The sequence below is a fragment of the Streptomyces sp. bgisy027 genome, assembly GCF_057710365.1.
This window is the reverse complement of the sequence record NZ_JBYIVZ010000046.1, coordinates 40,141-59,735: the sequence shown is the minus strand read 5'-3', so window position 1 is coordinate 59,735 and position 19,595 is coordinate 40,141. Positions and strand designations below refer to the sequence as shown.

General features: G+C 68.9%; 15 protein-coding genes and 2 pseudogenes. 4 read left to right on the top strand and 13 right to left on the bottom strand.

The window, feature by feature from the left end; translation table 11 throughout:
- Positions 1-241: 241 nt before the first annotated feature.
- The 3 genes from AC3ETA_RS36025 to AC3ETA_RS36015 form a co-directional block, all read right to left on the bottom strand.
- A complete protein-coding gene (locus tag AC3ETA_RS36025) occupies positions 242-2,716 on the bottom strand; it encodes a tyrosine-type recombinase/integrase (RefSeq protein ID WP_432197095.1) in 2,475 nt (824 codons plus the stop codon).
- A complete protein-coding gene (locus tag AC3ETA_RS36020; RefSeq protein ID WP_432197094.1) occupies positions 2,716-4,002 on the bottom strand; it encodes a tyrosine-type recombinase/integrase in 1,287 nt (428 codons plus the stop codon). Before AC3ETA_RS36020 ends, AC3ETA_RS36025 begins: the two co-directional genes overlap by 1 nt.
- A 185-nt stretch (positions 4,003-4,187) precedes the next feature.
- The gene (locus AC3ETA_RS36015) at positions 4,188-5,555 is read right to left on the bottom strand and encodes a replication-relaxation family protein (RefSeq protein ID WP_432197093.1); all 1,368 of its coding nucleotides are present in this window, start codon (positions 5,553-5,555) and stop codon (positions 4,188-4,190) included.
- Between the two features lie 863 nt (positions 5,556-6,418).
- Between AC3ETA_RS36015 and AC3ETA_RS36010 the strand changes: the two genes are divergently transcribed.
- Positions 6,419-6,823: a hypothetical protein gene (locus AC3ETA_RS36010; RefSeq protein WP_432197092.1), complete on the top strand. Its 405-nt coding sequence runs from the start codon at positions 6,419-6,421 to the stop codon at positions 6,821-6,823.
- 41 nt (positions 6,824-6,864) lie between these two features.
- Here AC3ETA_RS36010 and mobF read toward each other — a convergent pair whose 3' ends face one another.
- Positions 6,865-8,817, bottom strand: coding sequence for a MobF family relaxase (mobF, locus tag AC3ETA_RS36005; protein ID WP_432197091.1), 1,953 nt, complete (start codon positions 8,815-8,817; stop codon positions 6,865-6,867).
- Positions 8,818-9,008: 191 nt separating this feature from the next.
- On the opposite strand from mobF, the gene AC3ETA_RS36000 reads away from it, so the two are divergent.
- The 3 genes from AC3ETA_RS36000 to AC3ETA_RS35990 all read left to right on the top strand — a co-directional run bounded on the left by AC3ETA_RS36000 (position 9,009) and on the right by AC3ETA_RS35990 (position 12,081).
- On the top strand, positions 9,009-10,190 hold the full coding sequence (locus tag AC3ETA_RS36000) for a ParA family protein (protein WP_432197090.1): 1,182 nt from the start codon (positions 9,009-9,011) through the stop codon (positions 10,188-10,190).
- A complete protein-coding gene (locus AC3ETA_RS35995; RefSeq protein WP_432197089.1) occupies positions 10,187-11,287 on the top strand; it encodes a ParB/RepB/Spo0J family partition protein in 1,101 nt (366 codons plus the stop codon). The genes AC3ETA_RS36000 and AC3ETA_RS35995 overlap by 4 nt, the downstream gene beginning before the upstream one ends.
- 479 nt (positions 11,288-11,766) lie before the next feature.
- On the top strand, positions 11,767-12,081 hold the full coding sequence (locus AC3ETA_RS35990; protein WP_432197088.1) for a hypothetical protein: 315 nt from the start codon (positions 11,767-11,769) through the stop codon (positions 12,079-12,081).
- A 134-nt stretch (positions 12,082-12,215) separates the two neighbouring features.
- Here the strand turns inward: AC3ETA_RS35990 and AC3ETA_RS35985 are convergent, their stop codons facing one another.
- From AC3ETA_RS35985 to AC3ETA_RS35945, 9 genes and pseudogenes are all read right to left on the bottom strand, one after another.
- Entirely contained in the window at positions 12,216-12,614 is a 399-nt protein-coding gene (locus AC3ETA_RS35985; protein ID WP_432197087.1) for a hypothetical protein, read from the bottom strand.
- Positions 12,611-13,291: a hypothetical protein gene (locus tag AC3ETA_RS35980; protein WP_432197086.1), complete on the bottom strand. Its 681-nt coding sequence runs from the start codon at positions 13,289-13,291 to the stop codon at positions 12,611-12,613. Before AC3ETA_RS35980 ends, AC3ETA_RS35985 begins: the two co-directional genes overlap by 4 nt.
- A complete protein-coding gene (locus AC3ETA_RS35975) occupies positions 13,288-13,716 on the bottom strand; it encodes a RapZ C-terminal domain-containing protein (RefSeq protein ID WP_432197085.1) in 429 nt (142 codons plus the stop codon). The genes AC3ETA_RS35980 and AC3ETA_RS35975 overlap by 4 nt, the downstream gene beginning before the upstream one ends.
- A gap of 847 nt (positions 13,717-14,563) precedes the next feature.
- Positions 14,564-14,971 (bottom strand): annotated as a pseudogene (locus AC3ETA_RS35970) (NUDIX domain-containing protein); the annotation flags it as partial.
- A gap of 48 nt (positions 14,972-15,019) precedes the next feature.
- Positions 15,020-15,100: pseudogene (locus AC3ETA_RS35965) on the bottom strand (hypothetical protein); the annotation flags it as partial.
- Positions 15,097-16,239: a DNA polymerase III subunit beta gene (dnaN, locus tag AC3ETA_RS35960; protein WP_432197084.1), complete on the bottom strand. Its 1,143-nt coding sequence runs from the start codon at positions 16,237-16,239 to the stop codon at positions 15,097-15,099. The pseudogene AC3ETA_RS35965 and the gene dnaN, both read right to left, overlap by 4 nt.
- A gap of 110 nt (positions 16,240-16,349) precedes the next feature.
- A complete protein-coding gene (locus AC3ETA_RS35955) occupies positions 16,350-18,221 on the bottom strand; it encodes an RNA polymerase sigma factor (protein ID WP_432197083.1) in 1,872 nt (623 codons plus the stop codon).
- Complete coding sequence (locus AC3ETA_RS35950) at positions 18,218-18,865, bottom strand: ASCH domain-containing protein (protein ID WP_432197082.1); 648 nt, start codon at positions 18,863-18,865, stop codon at positions 18,218-18,220. The genes AC3ETA_RS35955 and AC3ETA_RS35950 overlap by 4 nt, the downstream gene beginning before the upstream one ends.
- On the bottom strand, positions 18,862-19,554 hold the full coding sequence (locus tag AC3ETA_RS35945) for a GGDEF domain-containing protein (RefSeq protein WP_432197081.1): 693 nt from the start codon (positions 19,552-19,554) through the stop codon (positions 18,862-18,864). The genes AC3ETA_RS35950 and AC3ETA_RS35945 overlap by 4 nt, the downstream gene beginning before the upstream one ends.
- Between the last annotated feature and the right edge of the window lie 41 nt (positions 19,555-19,595).

Here is a 19,595-nt window from a genome sequence, read left to right as displayed (position 1 = left end):
GTGGGGCGCGGTGGGGAAGTCCGTCCCGCCCACCTGGCGCCCCGCTACACTCCACGCCACCAGGCCGCTGACCAGCTCAGATTCCGAACTACGGCTGGAGTACTAGTTCGCAAGAAGCACAGTCGACCGTTGAGCGATCCGCTAGTCATGCCCGTCTTGAGGACTGGAGTCCTCAAGGTCGACTCCCTCTCTGAACTACAAGCACGCGGCTGAGAACCGGACCGGCAGTCAGCCGCCCGGATCAGGGATTCGTTCCTTCGACCGTTCGAGCGATGAGTTGGTTGAACGTCGGAACTCCCAGAAAGACAGGCGAGTCCTTCCGTTCCTGACGGGCATCGAGTTGCGCGATCTTCTCTTCAGCTGCGGCCAGGCTGATGGAGAGACCTTCGACTTCACCAAGCCAGCCTTCGCGTTCAGCTTCCGCGATCCGCTCTCCCAGGTTGTCGCGGATCTCGATGAGGCGGGGTCTCTCGGTCGGGGAGACGATCAGGACTGGGCAGCGGACACAGGCATGCTCATGAACGCAGTCGCTTCCGTATGCTCGTCCGCAGTCTCCGAGAGCGAGTTTGCGGCGCTCGAAGTGGCCGAGGAACTGCTGCCACTCGTCTGGTGTCACTGCTCGGTATTCCTCGGTCGGTCGGAGTGCACGGCGGCGGCTGATGAACGCCTGGTGCGCTTCGATCGCGTCCTTGGGGTAGATCGCGGCATAGCCCATCGTTGTGTTGATGTTGCCGTGACCTGCAATTACTTGAGCAATGTGAGGCGGCAGGCCGTTGAGGATGGCGTCGGTGATGAAGATTCGCCGGAAGTCATGGGGCTCGAACGTCAGGGGGGTGCCTGCGGCGTCAGTGAGCCCGGATGCTGCAAGTGTCTCGTTGAGACCGTCGCGGATCGTGTTGTCGGAGATCCTGCGGTCCTCGCCGCTCATGTGCCACTGGTAGAGCAGCGGCATTGGTGGATTCCAAGTCCGCTCGTGAGAGTCGTAGTTGGCGATGACCGGGACGGTGCCGTCAGCTCCGCGGACTCGTGAGATGACGGTGCTAAGGACATCGGCGAGTTCGGGAGTGATCAGCAGCAGCCGCTCTTGATCGGTCTTCGACGGGGCAATCTGCAGGAGCGGGATGACCTCTCCGGTGGTGGGCAGTTTGTAGCTGATGATGCTGTGGTGGCCGAGTTCCCGGAGTTCTTCGATCCGGATTCCGGTGTGCCGCAAGATCTCGATCGTCGCCCAGGCCCAGAAGGCCCGCTTCTCTTCGCTGCCCAGTTCGCGACGCCGGCCCTGTTCATCTCGGACAGAAACAGGTCTGCCATCGAGCCGTGTCGACTTGCGGGGGACGGTGAAGCTCTCGCCAAGCACTGTGAACGTGGAGCCCAGCGGGGCAACGTTCAGCGCGTCGAGCCGTGCCCTCGCTTCGTTCAGTCTGCGTTCGGCGACGCGGATCAGAACGGGCAAGACCGGCAGGCGTTCGCGGGTGCGTTGGTCGGACCGAGACTTCTGCCGCTGTTCCAGCTTCTTGACCGAGCATTCGGCTTCGCTGATGGGGACCGGTGAGGCCCACGGGCCCCAGCGTTCCGGCTCTTCGAGTGCCCATTGCCCGATGTCCAGGTAGAACGCCCTGACGATTTGCTTGATCGCCGGGGCGGTCACTCTGGGCTCGGCGACCTCCACACGGGTGCCGTCTGGCTGTCGACGCAGGACAGTCTTCGTCGCGATGCGGGCCTTCCAGGCCGTGCTCACTTCTGCGCTCAGCCTCAGTGAGTCGATGCCCGGGTGGTGCTTTTCGAGGTCGGACCAGAACAGACCTGCGAGGACGGCTGACAGGTGCCGGAGCGAGCTGTAGTCGAGCGTGGCCTGACGTTCGGTGATGTAGTCGACGAGGATGTCGCGGACCGGCTGGCATTTCAGCTGGTAGCGGTCGACCAGCATCCCTGGGGTGACTTGGCCGGATCGCCGGGCGAAGCTGATCAGCGTTTCTGGTGCATCGGAGGGGAACCGCCCCTGCTCTCGGAGCCAGTGATAGGCCAGCCGAACGCCACGGGTTTCGTTGGTCCCGCTCGCTGCTGCCTGGATCGCGAGGAAGTCGCCGACGGTGATGTCCTCGATGGTGCCTCCGTAGGCCACCATGATGCGCACGATCGCCTTGAGGGCCTCGGCGATGGCTCTCGCGCCGCCGTCTATCGAAATCCCAGCCGCTTCGAGGCGGGCAAATCCTTCGGGGTCGCGGCATGCCCGGATGGCCGGCCGAAGGGTGCGTAAGATGGTACCGAGAAGCCATGCCAGATCGGGGCGGATGGCATCTGCGCAGATCAGCAGTTGCATACCGGCTTGGATTTCGGGTGTCTTGGGCTTCCCTGTGCCGCTGGTCCGGGCCCACTCCTGGGCAAACGTGTACCACTGGTCCGGCGTGGTCGCGGCTGGCGTTGCCAGCCATCGCTGCTGCCAGGTGTCCCCTGGTTGGGTTTCCAGCCAGCTCAATAGAACGCGGGCACCTCTTCGCCGTCTCCTCCGGGTGAGTTCGGGGCCGGGCAGTGCAAGCTCCAGTTGCCGAAGCCGGTCAGCGAGGGCGTCACGGGTCAAGGACGTCTCGGGCCAGGCCGTGGGGCGCGGCCGTGCGGGGAACCGTCGGAACAGATCGGCCGCCTCAGCACCGACAAGAGAGTGCGGCTGGTTGCTGGCCGTCGCGGCGGGGCGCGTGTCCGCGAGGGTCGTCAGCATCAGCGAGGTCCTCCGAACAGCACGTTGAGGGATTCCGGGTTGTAGGCCGGAGCCGAAGGGACCGGAGGCGGGTTCTTGCTCCTGAACTCCAGGCGGGCGAAGTGGGCGAGACCGGCGGTGATGACCTCGTCCTTGCTGGGGTTGAGGTACTTCTGCAAGGTCGTCTGGTACTTGTGGGCGAGGATGTGCTGGACGTAGACCAGTGACATCTCCGGGTCCTCAGTCATCCGGAACGTCGCGGTGTGCCGTAGGTCGTGGAGGGTCCAGTTCGATCCCAGGAGCTCGTTGGCACGGACGAACATGGCTCGTGCCGCGTGGTAGTTCAGCGGTCGCCAAGGGCGCCGTAGCGTCCACCACAGCGGCTCGCCGCGACCTCGAGGGACGCCCTTTCCCCAGGCTTCCTCCTGATAGAGCCGAAGCCAGACGAACGCGTCCGGTGATGCGGGCAACTGCTGGTAGTTCTTGGTGCCCTTGCGGATGACGCCGATGAGCTGCTGTCCGGGAAGCGCGTCGCGCTCGTGCGAGGTCAGGAGTTCGCTGGCGCGGGCGCCGGTGGAAACCCAGAAGGCCAGCAGTGCCCGGTCACGGTGCGAGCGCAGGCCTGCGAAGACCTCGGTGTACTTGCCGTCCGGTATTCGGCGCGGGATCCGCTCCGGAACGGTGGGGCGGTAGCGGCCCTTCCGCTCGTTCTTGAACTCGTCCATCGGATTGTGGTGGGCGTTCGCCCGGCCCTTACGACGCGAGCGGTCCAGCGGGAAGGGATTGATCAGCAGTGACCCGGAGTTGGCATCCAGGTGGAAGTCGTAGAACGTCCGCAGCACGGTCTCGCAGTGGGCCTGTGTGCTCTTGGCGTACTTCTTCCCAACTGTCGGCTTGCCGGTCACCGGGTTCGGCGTCCCGGGTGCGGGCCTACCTGCCGGGCGAACCGGCGGCTTCGCGTCCGGTATTCCGCGATGGCGCCAGTGCACCCGAACCGGCTTGTCCGCCAGTTGCATCCACAGCATGAAATCGCGGGCATCCGTCCGGGTCGCTCTGTCCCACTCGATGCCGAGGACCCACAGGAACCGCCACCACCGCAGCAGGTCGTTCCCGTACGACCGCAGGGTCGTGGCGGGGGTGTGGCTCGCGAGCAGATCCGTGAAGTACAGCTCAACAGGCTGGACTGGACCACCGGCGGGGTCCAGGAGTCGGTACGGCTCCCACGGATCACCTGTCTCGTACAGCTTGCCGACCTCAGGCAGCACGAACGTCGACAGATCCCTCCCGGGACCTCTTGTTTCAGGCACCTCGGGAAGCTAGCAGACAAGGCCACTGAGCTGCGAAAACATCCATCTTAGTTCAGTCAACGAGCCGTAGATCCTGCCGCGCAGCAGCTGCTCATCGTCGCTGTCCATGCCCTTCAGCCTCGCAGTCGCCACCGACAACGGGGGCTTGCCCAGGTGGTCCTGGGCAAGCCCCTCGCGCTGCCGGGTCAGCTGCGCCAGCGTCCGAGCCAGCCGCCGGCCTTCGAGTCCTGTGCCGCTTCCGCCTCCTGGTGCTCCTGCTCCTGGCGCTCCCGTTCGGCCTGTTCCGCCTGCCGCTCCGCTGCGAGCGCCCTCGCCTTGCAGTCGTCGCACAGGTGCGGGTTGCTGTCCCCGCGGCCCCAGTCGACCGCGATGCTGGCCTTCCACCGGTCGTCGGTGAACTTCTGTCCGCAGTCCGCACACACCGGGCGCTGCGCCTCGCGTTCGGCGGCTTCCTGCGCGAGACGGCGCCGCCCCTCTTCGGCACGGCGGGCGAGGCCGGCATCCCGGCGAGGGTTGCCGATCGCATCCCAGAGGTTCTGGTCGACGTCGCGGCCGAAGCGCCGGAACGCGGGCCCGGCCGGGCCGTGCTCGCGCAGCAGCTCCAGCGTGGTCGCCACGATCGGCATCTTCCCGTTGTAGATGCGGAAGCCGCCTTCGGCCCACTGGCCCTGCCAGTGCTCGCGGGTGAGTTCAGCGACCCGCTCCATCTGCGTCCGCGCGGTCCGCTTGCCGACCTGGTGGAAGACGAGCAGGACCGGCGGGTGCGTCGCGTCGCCCCACTGGGGAGCGGGTGCGGACCAGCGAGTGCGCCACATCGGCTTGTCCTTGCCGTCGGTGTCCTTCACCTTCCGGTGGAAGTGGCGCATGTACTTGTCGAACTTGGCCGCGATGACCGGGGCTTCCTCGGTGCAGTTGTCGGCCTCGATGAACAACAGCGGCAGCCCCACCTCCGGAGCGGTGAGGACGATGTCGGCCCACGCACAGCCCACGCCGGGATTCCTCCAGGTGCCGGTCGCCGGGAGGGTGACCTCGGTGGCGTAGGAGGTGATGCTGCCGATCCCGTCGGGCGCGTCGACCCAGGCCCGGGCGGCCGCGACGGCTTCGGCCGGCTCACCTGCCACCAGATCCAGGTCGGGCTTCGGGCGGATCATCGCGATGACCGTCTCGTTGACCGTCATCGCGTGCGAGGCACCCGAGCGGCCCGCGCTCTTGGGCATGCCGCCCATCTCCTCCGGCCCCCGGTCCAACTCGAGGCCAGCGGCGGCCAGTCCCTCCTTGGTGAGCAGGCGCACCTCCTCCCCGCCTCGGGTTCGGCCGCCGTCGACGGCCAGGCCGTGCTTGCGCAGATCGTTGAGCGCGCCGCGGTGGGAGGCGGTGCGCGCCTCCTTCCGCTTGGCCGCCGTCTCCTTCAGGGTGTGCCGGTACGTCAGGTGCGGTGAGGACAGGCGCTGTATCTGGTCCGCCGTCGCGGCCTTGAGCACCCCGAGCGCGCGCAGCGCATCGGCGCGGTGCCCGGTCGACGATCCCGCCTCGTTCTCCTTGCGCTTCGCCATCAGCCCCGCCCTCCCGTCGTCCGCGTCCGGCCACCGGCCGGGCGCCGGCCCCCGGCCGCAGAGGGCACCAGGCGCGCCCTGAACCCGATGATCGCCTCCACCACTGACACCCCACCCCCACCTATTTCCCAGGGCTTGGTCAGTGAGAGGAGGAGAGAAGAGGGTCGTGACGACGCGCTACGGCCCCGAAAAGCCGTGGTGGCCAGGGGAAACGCGGTCCTCGCTCGTGCCGGGCACGGAAGTGGGTACGGCAGTGGGATCGCAAGCGCCGACGGCAGGAGACCGCGGCGGCCTGCCCGGCCGACCAGCCCTCCCGGCGTGGGGCGCGCGGCTCGCCGGTCAGGGTACGGCGGGCGCCTGTGGTGGGTCATCATCCCCGGTCTCTCCCTTGCGTCGTGGCGTCCTCCACCGGCCCTTGACGGCCAGTGGCACGCCCGCGCGAGGGTGAGCCGCCCCGATGGCTCGGTGGCCGCTGCATGCCCCTCCTGCGGGCGCGTGGCGGCCATCGTGAACGCCCACCCCTTGTCCGCGACCTGACGGCGGCCGGTAGCGAAGTCGGTCAAGGAGAAACGTGCGCTCCTGGCGGCCCGCGCCGCATCGGACAAGGGGTCCGTGGTCGGGCCGACCACGACTCGACAAGGGGCCATGGTCGGCCCGACCACACTCGACAAGGGGGCCCTCTTCGACCCATGCGGCACCAGTTCGCACGGGTTTGGAGAGGGGGAGAGATCTCGGGCCTTTATCCACAGGGGCCCCGCGTGAGCATTCGGGTCAGTCGCCGTGATCGGCACGGCGGCAGCCTGTTGAGGAGATTCGAATGCCGCACCGGGAGCAGTCCCCCACGCCCGCTGACGCCCGAAGAGGTGGAGCTCGCCTTCGAGTACGTGCTGGCGATACAGGGCCACAGCGAGCACGCCGTTGCCACCATCGTCGACCAGACGGGTGTCGTTCCGGCGCCGTCCTACCTTTTGTTGCGCCTGGCTGAGGACATCATCCTGCCCGTCACGGACCTGGCGGCCGATGCCGATCCGTGCGCGGACTCCTTCGCTCTGGACGAGGTCGGGGGCGTCCTGCTGGCCGCGCTGGAGGAGTGGACACAAGAGTGCGTCCCCAGTTCGATCTGGGGCATCGCCAACACCATCATCCGGTTCACCAAGAACATCCTGCGGCAGGAGGGCGAGGACATCGTCGACACCTTCAAGACGATGCGCACCGAGCACGTGGAACGGGCCCGCGCGGCGTACGCCTCGGGAGGCGCGCACCGGTAGCGCGCCGCGGTGCGCAGCTGGTGCGCACCGGTGCAGTGCGGTTACCGGTGCGCACCGGGACTGTGGCCGGGGCCGGGCTGGTGCGGTTGGTGCGCGCGCTGGTCGTCCTGGCGGTGCCCGGACGGCGCGCCGGTCTCTTCCTGGCGGTGCGCATCGGCGGCGTCCTGCCCACCGGGTGCGCTGCCGCTGGCGACCTGGTGCGCACGCCGGTTGGCGTTCTTGCGCAGCTTGCTGAGGTGCTGCCCGGCGAGGCTGAGGTAGCCGAGCTGTTCAGCGGTCAGTCCCAGAGCCTCGAGGTCGGTGCGCAGGACCGCGACGTCGACCGCCGGGCGGCCCGCCGTGTGCTGTTGCTCCTGGGCGAAGAGGAGCAGCTGCTCGGCTGGTGTCTTCGGTTGGTGCGCGGTGGGGCCGTACAGGGGGCGGCCGGTGCGGCGTGCGGTGCGCAGCCGGGCGGTGAGCACGGCGGTGGCGATGACGGCGCGGTCGTGACGCAGTGGCACGCGCGGGATGTCCCACTCCCCCGGCTGAAGCGGCAGGAAGGGCACGGCCGGGTCTGCGGCCGGCCTCCGGTCCACGGAGACGGCTGCCGGTGTTCGGGAACGCGGCGGGGCGGCGGGTGCCCAGCGGGCGGTGTAGAGGCGGTAGTCGCGTTCCTCCCCGCGTTCGGTGCGGGCCTCGGTGATGTCGGTGCAGTGCGCGGCGAGCGCGGTCTTCACGATCGTCTCGTCCAGGCCGGGTTCGCGGCGGCGTCCGCGCTGGACGAGGGCAAGGTGGCGGCGGGCTTCGGCGAGCAGGTGACGGCGGTGGAAGCAGCCGTCGGTGTTCATGACGAACACGGTGGCGGTGATGGCGACGGCCGCCAGGCCGACGTCGACGACGGCGGCGATCCGGGCCCGGATCACGGCGGCCGCGGCGCGGGCGCGCTCGAGGAGGGAGTCGATGAGGTCGGCGCCAGCGGCGGGGAAGTCCCGCGCGCTTTCTTGCCAGTCCTGGCGCAGCTGCGTAAGGGTGCGGGGCCGCGGTTTCGCGGGGCGGGTCTTGAGGGCGGCGATCCGGTTCAGCTTCGCCCGGGCCCGCTCGGAGACCTCGGGCCCGAACTTGAGGTTGCCGTCGTCGTCGGTGGCGGCGACGTACTCGCGTTCCAGGTCGGTGAGGCAGGCGGCGATCTGCGCGCTGCGGCGGGAAGTCCAGCGGATCAGCTCGTGCGGAACGCCGGCGACTTCCATGACCGGTCGGCGGCCCGGCGTGACGGTGCGCGGCTCGGAGGCCAGTCCCAGCGCCTTGCACACCTCAGCCATGACGACTTCGTTGTAGAGCGCGGATGCAGCGACGGCCGACTCCAGCAGGGCCGTGGAGTGCACCGCACCCCAAGCACCGTCCTTCGGGCGCACGCCCTTTAGGGACAGAAGGAGGTGGTCGTGGAGCAGTGGCATGCCGGAGCGGGCCTCGTAGTGGCGGAAGCGGGCGGCGACCAGGCCGTGCGCGGGACGGGTGCGGTGGATGCCCTGCGGGCCGTAGCGGATGACGGCGACGTCGTCCTCAATCCAGGCGACCACGCTGACGATGGCCCGTTCGTGGGCGGCCTCGATCGCCATGCGTGTCTGCTCATTCCCCAGTGCCCACAGCAGTTGCAGGGTCGGCTGCGGCCGGAAGACGAGATCGGCCCCGGTGACCTTCACCTTGCGTCCGAGCGCCCCGGCCCGGCGCGCGGCCTCAGGCTTCTTCCCCGCCGTCAGCTGCTCGGCTACGAGCCGGTCGGCGTCCGGGTGCCGGCCCTCGCCGAACAGGGAACGCAGCTGTGCCTCGGTCACCTCCGCACCGAGCACGAGACCGAGAGCGGGCACGCCCCGCCCCATCCATCTGCCGACCGGCACTCCGGCGTCTTGCTGCGCCTTCTTCAACGGCTGGCGGGCCGGTCGGCGGCCGTCGCCGATGAGGACCTGGCGCAGGAAGTAGCGGTACATCTGCCCCGCGGTGATCAGCGCTATATCCATCACACAGCCCAGGCGACACGCCTCTGCCTGGAGAAGGAGGACGACCAGTGTCACCTCCCGCCAGGCGGGAGCAGCAACCGAACTTTCTTGCCGAGTGTCCGTCAGGGCGGGAAGGGGATCCGGCTGAGTCGCGAGTGTCAACGCTCTCCCGTCGCACGCGTCCGAGTGAGAAACACACCCAGGTGCCCGCTATGCGCCACACCGACCTAGTAATGTTCGGCCACATGAGCATCCCTAGCCCCCGGGGGGAGCGAGAGAAGCTAATTACAGCCCTCACTCCCCAGCTGCGCAGGCGTTTGAAAATCCGCGCCTTTGAGCACGGAATGGATATTCAGGACGCGGCGGAGCACGCCATTAGAGCCTGGTACGAAGCTGACGGTCTCCCTGAAGTGAAGACCGACGGCGCCAAGACGTGGGGAACGTTCCTCTCAGTCGGCGAGCCCGACAAGTTCAAGGGGGTGTGCTCGGACCGAGGTGTCACGTACGTGCAGGGGCTGGCACAGGCCCTGACCCAGTGGCTCGACAACCACCCCTCGCCTACTGCCCCGTTGGTGTCCCAGCCTGTCGTGCGGGTCATAGTGGCCAACCAGAAGGGCGGTGTCGGCAAGACCTTCCTCTCCTCCGGCATCGCTCAGGCCCTCGCGGAGGCCGACCATCGCGTGCTGATCGTCGACTACGACCCGCAGGGGCACCTCACGGCAGAACTCGGCTTCGAGGACCTCATGTACGAGGACGATGTCGAGACACTGATGATGCACATGGATGGAACCGCCAAGGGCGACATCCACGACCTGTTGGTGGCTCTGGACGGCGAGCGCTTCGGCGATCGGCTGCACCTGCTCCCCGCGTCGGATGACGCGTTCCTGCGTGACGTTGTCCTCTCCAAGGTCAGCTTCAGCGAGGCCGCCCTCGAGCGCGCCCTGGAGCCTCTGGAGGGGGACTACGACGTCATCGTCATCGACGGCCCGCCCAGCCTCGGCCTGAACATGGACACTGCCCTCTACTACGTGCGGCGCCGCGACGGTGAACTCGCCGACCGCTCTGGGGTGCTCACACCGGTCTGGGCGAACAAGGCCTCACACCGGGCGTTCCGGCTTCTCAGCCGACAGATGGATGACTTGCGTGAGAAGGGCCGGATCCAGGTCGACTACCTCGGTCTGATCATCAACGCGTACGACAGTCGTCGCGGGAAGCTCGTGAAGGAGAACAAGGACGAGTGGGAGAAGAGCAGTTCCCCGCCGGTCTTGGCCGTGATCGGCGACTTGAAGGAGGGCCGGGAGGCAGCAGACGGTGAGATCCCGCTGCTGGAGTACGCCCCGGACAGTGAACACGCGCAGGTGATGCGCGACCTGGCTAAGGAGCTTGCCGTATGACGCCCCCGCAGCAGCGAGTCACTCGCGGGTTCAACATGGGCGAGGACGGCAGCGGCGAGAAGCCGCCGCCCCGGCGCATCCGTACGCGGCAGCAGATCATGAACGGTGAGGGGAAGCGGCCTCCCGCCAAGGTCGAACTCAGGTTGCTCGCAGGCAACCCGTTCAACCCGCGGGAGGAGCTCACCGCGATTGACGAGACTGCGGAGTCGCTGCGCGCCAAGGGCCAGATCCAGCCCGTTACTGTCGTGCGGCGAGAGGCTTTCCTGAACGCCCACCCGGGACAGGAAGCTGAGCTTGGGGAGAGTGCCGAGTACGTCGTCATCGACGGCAACCGGCGCCTGGCCGCTGCTGAACTGGCCGGGCTCGCCGAACTGCGGATCGACGTGAACGATGATCTCGCCGCGACGGCAGAGGACATCGTGGAGTCCGCCCTGATCGCCAACATCCACCGCGTGGACCTCCCTCCCATGGACCAGGCGAAGGCCATCCAGGAGCTGGTGCAGATCCATGGCTCTCAAGGCCAGGTGGCCCGGAGGCTGGGGAAGACCCCGGCGTGGGTGTCTCAGCGGCTTGCGCTCCTTGAACTCACCCCCGACCTGCAAGAGAAGGTCGAGACGGGCAAGTTGAAGGTGGAGCCCGCCCGCCGGATCGGCCGGCTCCCCAAGGGCGAGCAGCAGGCCGCAGCGGAGAAGGCTATTAACGCCGTTAATACCCCGCGTCAGCGGCGGCGCACGCCGACAGAGGACAGCCGTGCGACGCCAAGCGTTAACGGCGTTAATACCTCTGACAGGTCTACTGAGTCTGGAACGGGTGCCGCGGCAACCGTTAACGCCGTTAATACCCCTGCCGAGAGCGCAGGCTCGGTGGCCTCCGAGGGGGCGGAGACGGATGCGGCGGAGAAGAGTGAGGGCGGCCAGCCCCGACGGTTGCCGTACGACGATCCGTACTACGTGGTCCAGCACCTGCACGTGAAGATGACCACTGATGACTTCGCGCAGGGTGCCCGTGCCTGGCTGAAGATTCTGCGCGACGAGCAGCCCGACGTGTACGGCGCGCTGCTCGAGGAGCTCACCGAGCAGGAGCAGCCGGCAGTCTGAGCGTGGGCTGAAACACAAAAGGCCCGTGCGCCCCGCGAACTGCGGGGCGCACGGGCCTCTGCGTGTTTCGAGTGTCGTGTGTCAGGCCCCCCAGGTGGCGGAAGCCACGCCGCGGTCGGGGTCAGGGATGCCGGTGGCGGCCGGCTGGGAAACGGGATGCCGCATGGCGGTGATCGGAACGGCTCCGGGTTCGGTGGGAGGACTGGTGAAGAGGCAGTGTTCCAAGCCTGCACTATTCCCTGCACTAGCCCAAGGATCCGCCAGTCCCGCACTCACACGCTGCGGACGCCGTCACTCCGGAAGTCGGGCGTACGGCGATGGGTCCTCAAGAGTGAATCGCCACACGATGGAACGATCCTGCATCCACATGACAGCTATCCACGTTGGACCACGGGCAACATCACAAACAACCGAACGGCTACCGCGAAAGACACCTGGTAGCTGGCCCGTATGCGGAATGAAGTACTGAGGAGGACTCCATGTCCCGTGTCAAGGGAACTTTGACTCGCGTGAACACCAGCACGATCGTGGGCCGGTTCGGCCTGGATGGTCAAGTGCTTACCTTCGAAGCGTCGATCAGCCCCTCCATGCCGCCCTTCAGGAGCAACGACGTAACCCTTACTTACGCTGACGTAGAGGAGCTGACCAGCCATTGTGCCTACACAGGCAGAGTCGGCACGGAAAAACTCAGCCTCCAGCTCGCCAACGGACCCACGATGACAGGTCATCTCAACGAACCCGGGCTCCCCGCCGCCCACTCCGTCACCGGCAACGGCTCCTGGCTCGCGACCTAATCGTGACGTTGTGACTCGACCGGGCGCAGGCGTGCGTCTCATACCGCCAGAGGAAAGCCTGTGCGAACCGAGCCCACCTGTGAGCGCTGCTTGCGCTGACGCCGAAGAGGTCACTGATCACGATGGGAGGAAGGTCAGCCACGGCTTCGAGCATGGCGGTGTTGCGGGCGCTGATGACTTCCAGGCCGTGTTTTCGCAGCTTGTTCACGATCCTCTGGGCCGTGATCGGACGGTGGGCGGGCACGCCCGGAAGCAAGTACGTAGGGCGACCGTCCTGTGGCGGCCGGAGCATTGAGCGGACCGACGGCGGCCTCGATGACGTCGGTCCACCGGTGATGTCCGAGCGTGATGAACGCCTGCGGGTAGAGGGTGTCGTCGTGGGGTGCGCTGATGCCGCCGATGTACAGCTCGCGGTAGACGACGAATCCGCGGTCGACCGCTTCCTCGCCGGCAGGCTTCCAGATGCCCTCGGCCGGAATCATGGTGCCGTCGTTGGCCTCGCTGGTCTCGATCTCGTACAGAGCCGAGGTCACGCGCTCACCCCCGCGAGGGCGTTGCCCAGGAGTGCGGTGACGTCGGCGCTGTGCGGGTCGGCGTAACTGTCGTGGTCGCTGACGTGGAACACGGCGTCCTTCGCGGTGACGGTGAACCCGGAGATGACGAGTGCAGCGCGGCCTTCCAGCTCGGCGTTGAGGCGGTCGGCGTCACGGGAAGCCAGCCAGGTCTGGGTGTAGGGCCCGAGGCGCAGCAGCACGAAGCCGGTGCCGTCGGCGCGGCGGGCTTCGACGTGGACGCCGCAGTGGGCGGGGGCCATGCCGACGTCATCGGGGAGAGGCAGGTTCGCGGCGGCATGAGTGAGCAGCGCATAGGGCGACTGCCAGGTGCCGAGGATCGCGGTTGTCTCGCAACGCAGCCAGCCGCGGTCGGTGTAGCGGAGCTGGCGGCCGTGGCGGTAGGCCGCGGCCTGCGGGGTGTGGGGGTGGACCAGGGTGACGGCGATCATCTTGGTGTCGTGGTCGTCGCCGGGCCTGGTGTGTGCGCGCTCGATGAACGGGCCGACGCGTACGGCGATGTCCTGGGAGCGGCCGGGTGTCCAGGGCTCTGGGTCGCGTACGGCGGCGAGCATCGCGCGGAACTGGTCGACGACGGCCTGGTCATCGGGGGTGAGGGCGCCGGGGCTGTGCCCGCAGCGGCGGAAGCGATGGATCATCGGGCGGTCTCCTGCTCAGGGTTGGAGGGCGCCTTGAGGACGCGCGGCAGATGGACGTGCAGGTGCTCGACTGCGACCTCGCGGCCGCGGTCGCGGAGTGCTCGGGCCAGGAGTTCGGTGAGGCCGCTGGCACGGTGCCGGCCGCCTGCACAGCCGATGGCGATGCGGCTGGGGCCGGCGGGCAAGCTCGCGTAGTCGGTGAGGTTGGCGAGTAACTCGTGGGCGCCGGGCGTTGTGAGGACGACGTCCTGGACGCGGGGGTGGAGGCCGTCGAGGTCGAGGATGCCGCGGGCGGCGGCCGGGTCGCGAAGCCGGTCGCGGACGTCTTCGATGCGGTCGGCTGCGGGCGGGACGGGCGAGCCGTCCGGGCCGATGGGCAGATGGAGGTAGCCGAACGAGATCAGCCTGATGACGGGCTTGGGCATGTGAAGGTCCAATCAACGTGTCTGGTGGGGGCACCGGGGCGGCCGGACGCAAGGCCGGCGGCCGCCCCGGGCGTCATGCGGTGACGGACGCGCTCGCGTCGGCGGCCGCCGACCGGGCTGCGCTCGTTTCCAGTTCGGTTTGGCGCTGCTGGAGCTGGTCGATGGCGGTGTGGTCGGTCAGGGCCGTCGTGATCAGGTCCCGCTGGTACTCCATGCCGGCGGAGACGCCCGCGTGGTAGCGGCATTGGTCCTGGGCTTCGAGGCAGGCCGGGCAGTCCTCCCAGGACACGTCGTACGGTGCGGTCTCCGGTCCCGGCTGCTGCGCAGGTGTCTGCCGATAGCCGGTGGGGGAGTCGGGGCTGGAAGTGGTCAGGTCTTCCCGCCAGGTGGTCGGCAGCTCTCGGAGGTAGCCTGCCAGGCGGGCCGCGATCGGCCGGTAGTGCTCGAACAGTGACGCCCAGATCCTGCGGGCTTCGGTGTCGGGGTCGAACCGCGACGGCAGTTCATGGGCTTCTTGGGCGTAGGTGCGTGTCTTCTCGCGGCGCTCTTCCCAGTGGCTGGTGTCGATGCCGGCTTCCACGGCCGCGCCCAGGATCTGTGCGTCGTGCAGGCCGTCCGGCGTTCCCAGCGATGCGGCAAGGGCTTCGGCTGCGGCAGGATCGCGACGGGCGAGCGCGCTCACGGCCTGGTCGGTGAGGAAGGCCCACCGGCGGGTGCGCACATCGGTGTTGTTGTACGTGGTGGCGAGCATTCGGGCGCGCAGGCGGGTCAGGTGAGTGGTGTCTGCCATGTACCTCGCGGGCACCGGGCGTGTTGAGGACGATGCCCTGGACGCGGGAGTGAAGGCCATTGCCGCGCTGAGGATGGCGGCGTGATCGAAAGCGAGTCGATCCGGCAGGTCGTCCAGGGGCCACCAGCGGGCCGTGCGGGCGTCGTCTCCAGCGGTGATCGTGGTGCCGCCGGGGACGACAGCGACGTAGGCGACGGTGACGTACCGGCCCCGCGGGTCGCGCTCGGGGGCGTCCCAGGTGCCGATCGGGCGCAGGTCGTCGCCGGTGATGGTGACGCCGGTTTCCTCCGCCAGCTCCCGGACGGCCGCCGCGCGGCTTGTCTCGCCGGGGTCGACGTGGCCGCCGGGCAGCGCCCAGGCGCCTTCGTGCGGCGGCCAGCCGCGCTGGATCAGCAGGACCTCGCGGGCGGGTGTCAGGGCGACGACGTCGGCGGTGTAGCGGATCGTCTCGAAGGTCTCGGGCATGAGTGCCTCTCGGTTGGGTGACGAGTGGGTGGTGTTGTCGGTGACCACGAGGAACTGGTCCGTTGCCAGGTCCGTCACGACGTGGGCGTCGATGCCCTGATCGCGCCGTGTGGGGGCTGGCCGGTTCAGCCGCTGATGCTGGAGAGCCGGATCGGCATGACCAGGCCTCGGAAGACGTCGGCCTGGTCGACACCGTGCACAAGGGCGGGCTTGGTCGCGGTGGTGAAGTTGAACTGGGCGACGGGCCCGCCGATCTGCTGGAGCGTCTTGAGCAGCAGGCCCGGGTTGAAAGCGATGGTCAGCGGGGCGCCTTCGAGGTCGGCGTGGACCTGGTCGCGGCCGCGTCCCTTGTCGTCGGTACCGGCGCGCACAGTGATCTGACCGTCGGCGACTTCGAGGACCATCGGATCGGTTTTGCCCAGCAGGGGCTGGATGTGCTTGATGGCGTCGGTCAGGGCTTCGGTGCCGGTGGTGGCGACAGTCTCGAACTCGACGGGGAACAGGTTGCTGTAGTCGGGGAGTTCGCCGTCGAGGATGCTGCTGGTTGCCCACCGGCCGGGGACGCTGATGGCGAACTGGGAGTCGGTGATGACAAGTTCTGCCTTGTCGGCGTCTGCGAGGATGCGGGCGGCGTCGCGGACGGCGTCGGCCGGGACGAGAGCGCTGCCCGCGACGCGCGGCTTGTTCTTCCCCTTGCCTTTGGGGGCCTGGTTGGGGGTCCAGGGCGCGCAGGCGACGTGGAAGCCGTAGCGGTCGGTAGCCGACAACGTGAGCATGGTTTCGCTGAGGTCGAACTGGACGCCGGTCAGGATCGCGATGGTCTCGTCGGTACTGGCCGCCACCGCGACCCGCGCACCGGCTTCGGCCAGGGCGGCGCCGTCGACCGTGCCGCTCGCGCCGGAGATCGTCGGCAGGGTCGGGTAGTCCTCCAGCGGCAGGGTCGGCAGGAGGATGTGCGCCGTGCCGCAGGACAAAGCGAGGTCGGTGCCGTCCAGGGCCAGCGTGGTCGGCTTGGTCTTGGGGAAGGCCTTGACGATGTCGGTGAAGACGCGGCCGGGGACCAGGAGCGTGCCGGGCTCGGACACCTCGCAGTCCTCGCGGGCGCGGGCAGAGCGGTAGTAGTCGTACCCGGCCAGGGTCAGGGTGTTGTCGTCGGAGGCTTCGAGCCGCATGCCGGCCATGACCGGCGTGGGCGGGTTGCCGGGGATGGCGCGCAGCGCCCACTGGGCGGCGTCGGCGAGCTTGTCGGTGTCGATGGTGAGTTTCATCAGGGCCTTTTCGTCGTGGCTGCGGATGTGAAAGGGCCCGGGCGGGCCGCCTCGATGTGGAGGCGGCCCGCCCGGGCCGGTCAATGCTGATGGGGCCGCGCGATGGCGGTCTACTGCTCGTTGTCGTCGATGCCGGTGACGGGGATGTCGCCGAAGAGGTCGTCCAGGGCGCGGGTGACCGCGACCCGGTGCTCGGGCCGGGTCGCATCGAGGACGTCCCGGGTGAGTTCGGTGAGGTCCAGGCTGGCGAAGTAGTCGGTGAGGTCGGCGAGGGCCAGCGGGTCCAGGCCATCACCGGCCTGCGGAGGCCGGCTGTTGAGGGTGGCGCGCATCGCGTCGACGGCGTCGGCGAGATGGTGCGTGGTGACCGTGGTGATCTCGACGAAGCGGCAGTGCCGGTTGTCCGGGTCTCGGATGCCGATGGGCCAGATGACGATCTGGACGCCCGGCTGTCCGTCGTGGCTGGGGTCGCCGGCGAGCCCGGCGAGTGCGTCACCCAGAACCTGGACCGCCCGGACCTGCCCGGCCTGGCCCTCGGTCTTTGCGAAGCCGTTGTCCTCGCTCTCGTCTTCCTGCGCCTGGTCCTCCAGTTGGTCGAACTCGAGCGCCACCTCCCACAAGACCTCCAGGGTGTCGACGTCCATCCGAATGCGGCCGTCGGCGGTGTCGGGGAGGTGGAGGTGACCGGTGACCCGCAGCAGGTCACCGGTCTGGCAGTGGGTGATCCTGTGCACGAGGTCCGGCCGGCTGGTGGTGCAGGGAATCAGCGCCTCCTGCTCCTCCGTGCAGTCCTCAGGGGACGACGTGAGTCGCCAGGCGGCTGTCCCGTCGCCGGTGCCGGGCACGGCGGGATGGTCCAGGTAGCCGGTGAGCGCGTACGGGATGGGTTCCATCAGCCTGCCGCCTTCCTGTACCCGGTGCGCGCCGTGGAGACCTGCCTCCGCAGGGCATAGGGCAGAGAGGTGATGGTCTTGCGCTGCCGGGCGAGCGCACGGCCCCGCTCGCGGCTGTCGGCGAGGCTGCACCCGTCGCACGGATCGGTGCCGACGGCCTCGTGGCAGCGGTGGCCTTCCACGGTGCCGTGCGGGGCGGTGATGCCGTGGGCGGCGGCGAGCCGGTACAGGGTGTCGCCGGCAACGCCGGTGCGCTGGGTGATGCTGCGTTCGCGGTAGCCCTCGGCGCAGCAGGACCAGCGCCACGGCCTGGCCGGCCGTGAGCGGGGGGAGCGTGGCGGGCATGGCGTCGGTCGCCATGGGGCGGGTCCTTCCAAAGTCCAGACGGGGGGAGGGCGCGGTCCGTCGTGGCGACGGGATACGCGGGGAGGTCTGCGGGGCGGCGCAGGCCTGCGAGGGGGAGCCCGTGAGGGAGCTGGACGCCGCGTTCAGCAGCGCGGCCTTGATCTCCGGGGCGCTCAGGTTCTGCAGCGCGCGTTCCTTGAGCATCTTGGCCGCGAACGTGCTGCGGTCCATGCGCTGGCCGATCTCGCCGAACGGCAGGTCGTGCCAGTAGCGCAGCCACAGGCACTGCCACTGGTCGGGTGTCAGCCCGGCCAGTGCCTTGCGGAGTTCGGCGAGGACGTCGACCTTGGCCAGATGCTCGGTGACCTGTTCGCCGACGTCGCCGACGGCCAGGTCCTGGTCGCGCATGTCGCCCGTCGCCACCTCCCGGCGGTGCCGGGAGCTCTTGTAGTGATCGAGCAGCAGGTTGCGGGCGATCGTGGCCAGCCAGGCGCCGAAGTCGCTGCCGCGCCAGGTGAACGCGCTGATCCGGGCCAGGGCCCGCACGAACACGTCGGCGGTCAGGTCTTCGCTCAGCTCCCGGTCGTGGGTGCGGCGCCACAGGTAGGTGTAGATCTGCGGCCGGTAGCGGGCGTACAGGACGCCGAACGCCTCGCGGTCACCGCCGCGGGCGGCGTCGACGATGGCGGCCACCGGCTGCTCCGCCTCGGAGGCCGGCCGTGTCGTCGTGTCGATGACGGTCATGCGCTCACCCCCGCGTTCGCGGCGGCGAGCCGACTACGCAGGTGCGGGTTGGCGTCGGCGATCTGCCGCAGCAGCTTCGGCGTGGGCTTCCACAGACGCTGGGAGCCGCGGGCCGGAACGGGTGTGGTCAGCCGCTGCACCCGGGCCAGCTCCCAGTGGAAGCAGCCCTGTTGGGACCAGCGGGTGCACGCGCCGTCGTCGGCGTGGATGCCGGCGAGGTCGGCGATGGCGACCACGGCCCCGCGCACCAGCTCGTAGTCGTCGTCCAGCGTCTCGCGTACGGCGTCCAGGGCCAGGGCCCGCATGTCGACTTCGGATCCGGCGTGGATGAGCAGGGTGCCGCGCCACTGAGTGCTCCACACCCGGTTCTCGATGCGCTTGGCGACCGGGTCGTCGACGAACGCGATGAGGTCCGACCAGGGCGGCCGGATGGTCAGGCACCGGATCGGGGTGAGGTCGTGGTCCGGGGCGGTCTGCGGCCGGCTGGAGACCGTGGCGAGCGCCTCGTAGTTGGTGCGCTGCTGCTGGAGAGTCAGCGGCAGCGCCCGGGCCGGGGTGCGGGTGCGGAAGTAGGCGCCGGTGGGGATGGATTCGCGGGACAGCCGGGCCAGCAGGGCGGTGTCCGCGACGGGGGAGAGGGTCATCGCAGGTCCTCCGAGTCGAGGGGGTGGTCGGTGGTGCCCGCGCGCCCGAGGCGCCGGCCGTTGACGGTCGGCTCGCCTGCGTGGTCGGGGGTGGCGATGCGGTACAGGCCGGTGCGCTCCCGCTTGTGCTCGTACATCGCGCCTTCGGCGCCGCGCAGCACGTAGCTGAGGTTGCGGGAGTGCAGGTCGCTGGGGCTGGATGCGCCGATGGACATGGCGACGTCGACCGCCTGGCCGTCGACGTCGACGGGTCGGTGCAGCAACGTGTGCAGCTGCTCCAGACGCTTGGCGCGGTCGGCGGCCGGGCAGGGAAGGGCGGCGGCGAACTCGTCACCATGCAGGCGCGCCGCGACGCCGTCGTCGCCGACCCACTCCTGCAGCCGGGAGGAGATGGCGATGAGCAGTTCGTTGCCGGTGTCGTGTCCGAGGTCGTCGTTAACGGCCTTGAAGCCGACCGCGTCCAGGAACACGAGCATCGCCGTGTCGCCGTGGCGGGTGAGGCAGCGGGTCGCCTGCCGGATGTAGCCGGGGCGGGCGTGCAGTCCGGTGAGCGGGTCGCGGCGGGCGGCCGCCAGGCGGCGGCGCAGCGCTGTGGCGTGCACGGCCCATCCGGTCAGCGGGATCGCGGCCGTCGTCAGTAGAAGGGCACGCTGCCCAATCGGGGCGTGAGCGCGCAGGTGGGACGCCATACTGGTGTCCTCCGTCTCGTCTCGTACGGGAGGGATGGGCC

Bases quoted from the DNA above. Each gene is read 5' to 3' on its own strand.
- mobF (WP_432197091.1), bottom strand. From the start codon at position 8,817: ATGGATATAGCGCTGATCACCGCGGGGCAGATGTACCGCTACTTCCTG.
- AC3ETA_RS36000 (WP_432197090.1), top strand. From the start codon at position 9,009: ATGCGCCACACCGACCTAGTAATGTTCGGCCACATGAGCATCCCTAGC.
- dnaN (WP_432197084.1), bottom strand. From the start codon at position 16,239: ATGAAACTCACCATCGACACCGACAAGCTCGCCGACGCCGCCCAGTGG.
- AC3ETA_RS36015 (WP_432197093.1), bottom strand. From the start codon at position 5,555: ATGGCGAAGCGCAAGGAGAACGAGGCGGGATCGTCGACCGGGCACCGC.
- AC3ETA_RS35995 (WP_432197089.1), top strand. From the start codon at position 10,187: ATGACGCCCCCGCAGCAGCGAGTCACTCGCGGGTTCAACATGGGCGAG.
- AC3ETA_RS35950 (WP_432197082.1), bottom strand. From the start codon at position 18,865: ATGACCCTCTCCCCCGTCGCGGACACCGCCCTGCTGGCCCGGCTGTCC.
- AC3ETA_RS35975 (WP_432197085.1), bottom strand. From the start codon at position 13,716: ATGCCCAAGCCCGTCATCAGGCTGATCTCGTTCGGCTACCTCCATCTG.
- AC3ETA_RS35945 (WP_432197081.1), bottom strand. From the start codon at position 19,554: ATGGCGTCCCACCTGCGCGCTCACGCCCCGATTGGGCAGCGTGCCCTT.
- AC3ETA_RS35980 (WP_432197086.1), bottom strand. From the start codon at position 13,291: ATGATCCATCGCTTCCGCCGCTGCGGGCACAGCCCCGGCGCCCTCACC.
- AC3ETA_RS35990 (WP_432197088.1), top strand. From the start codon at position 11,767: ATGTCCCGTGTCAAGGGAACTTTGACTCGCGTGAACACCAGCACGATC.
- AC3ETA_RS35955 (WP_432197083.1), bottom strand. From the start codon at position 18,221: ATGACCGTCATCGACACGACGACACGGCCGGCCTCCGAGGCGGAGCAG.
- AC3ETA_RS36025 (WP_432197095.1), bottom strand. From the start codon at position 2,716: ATGCTGACGACCCTCGCGGACACGCGCCCCGCCGCGACGGCCAGCAAC.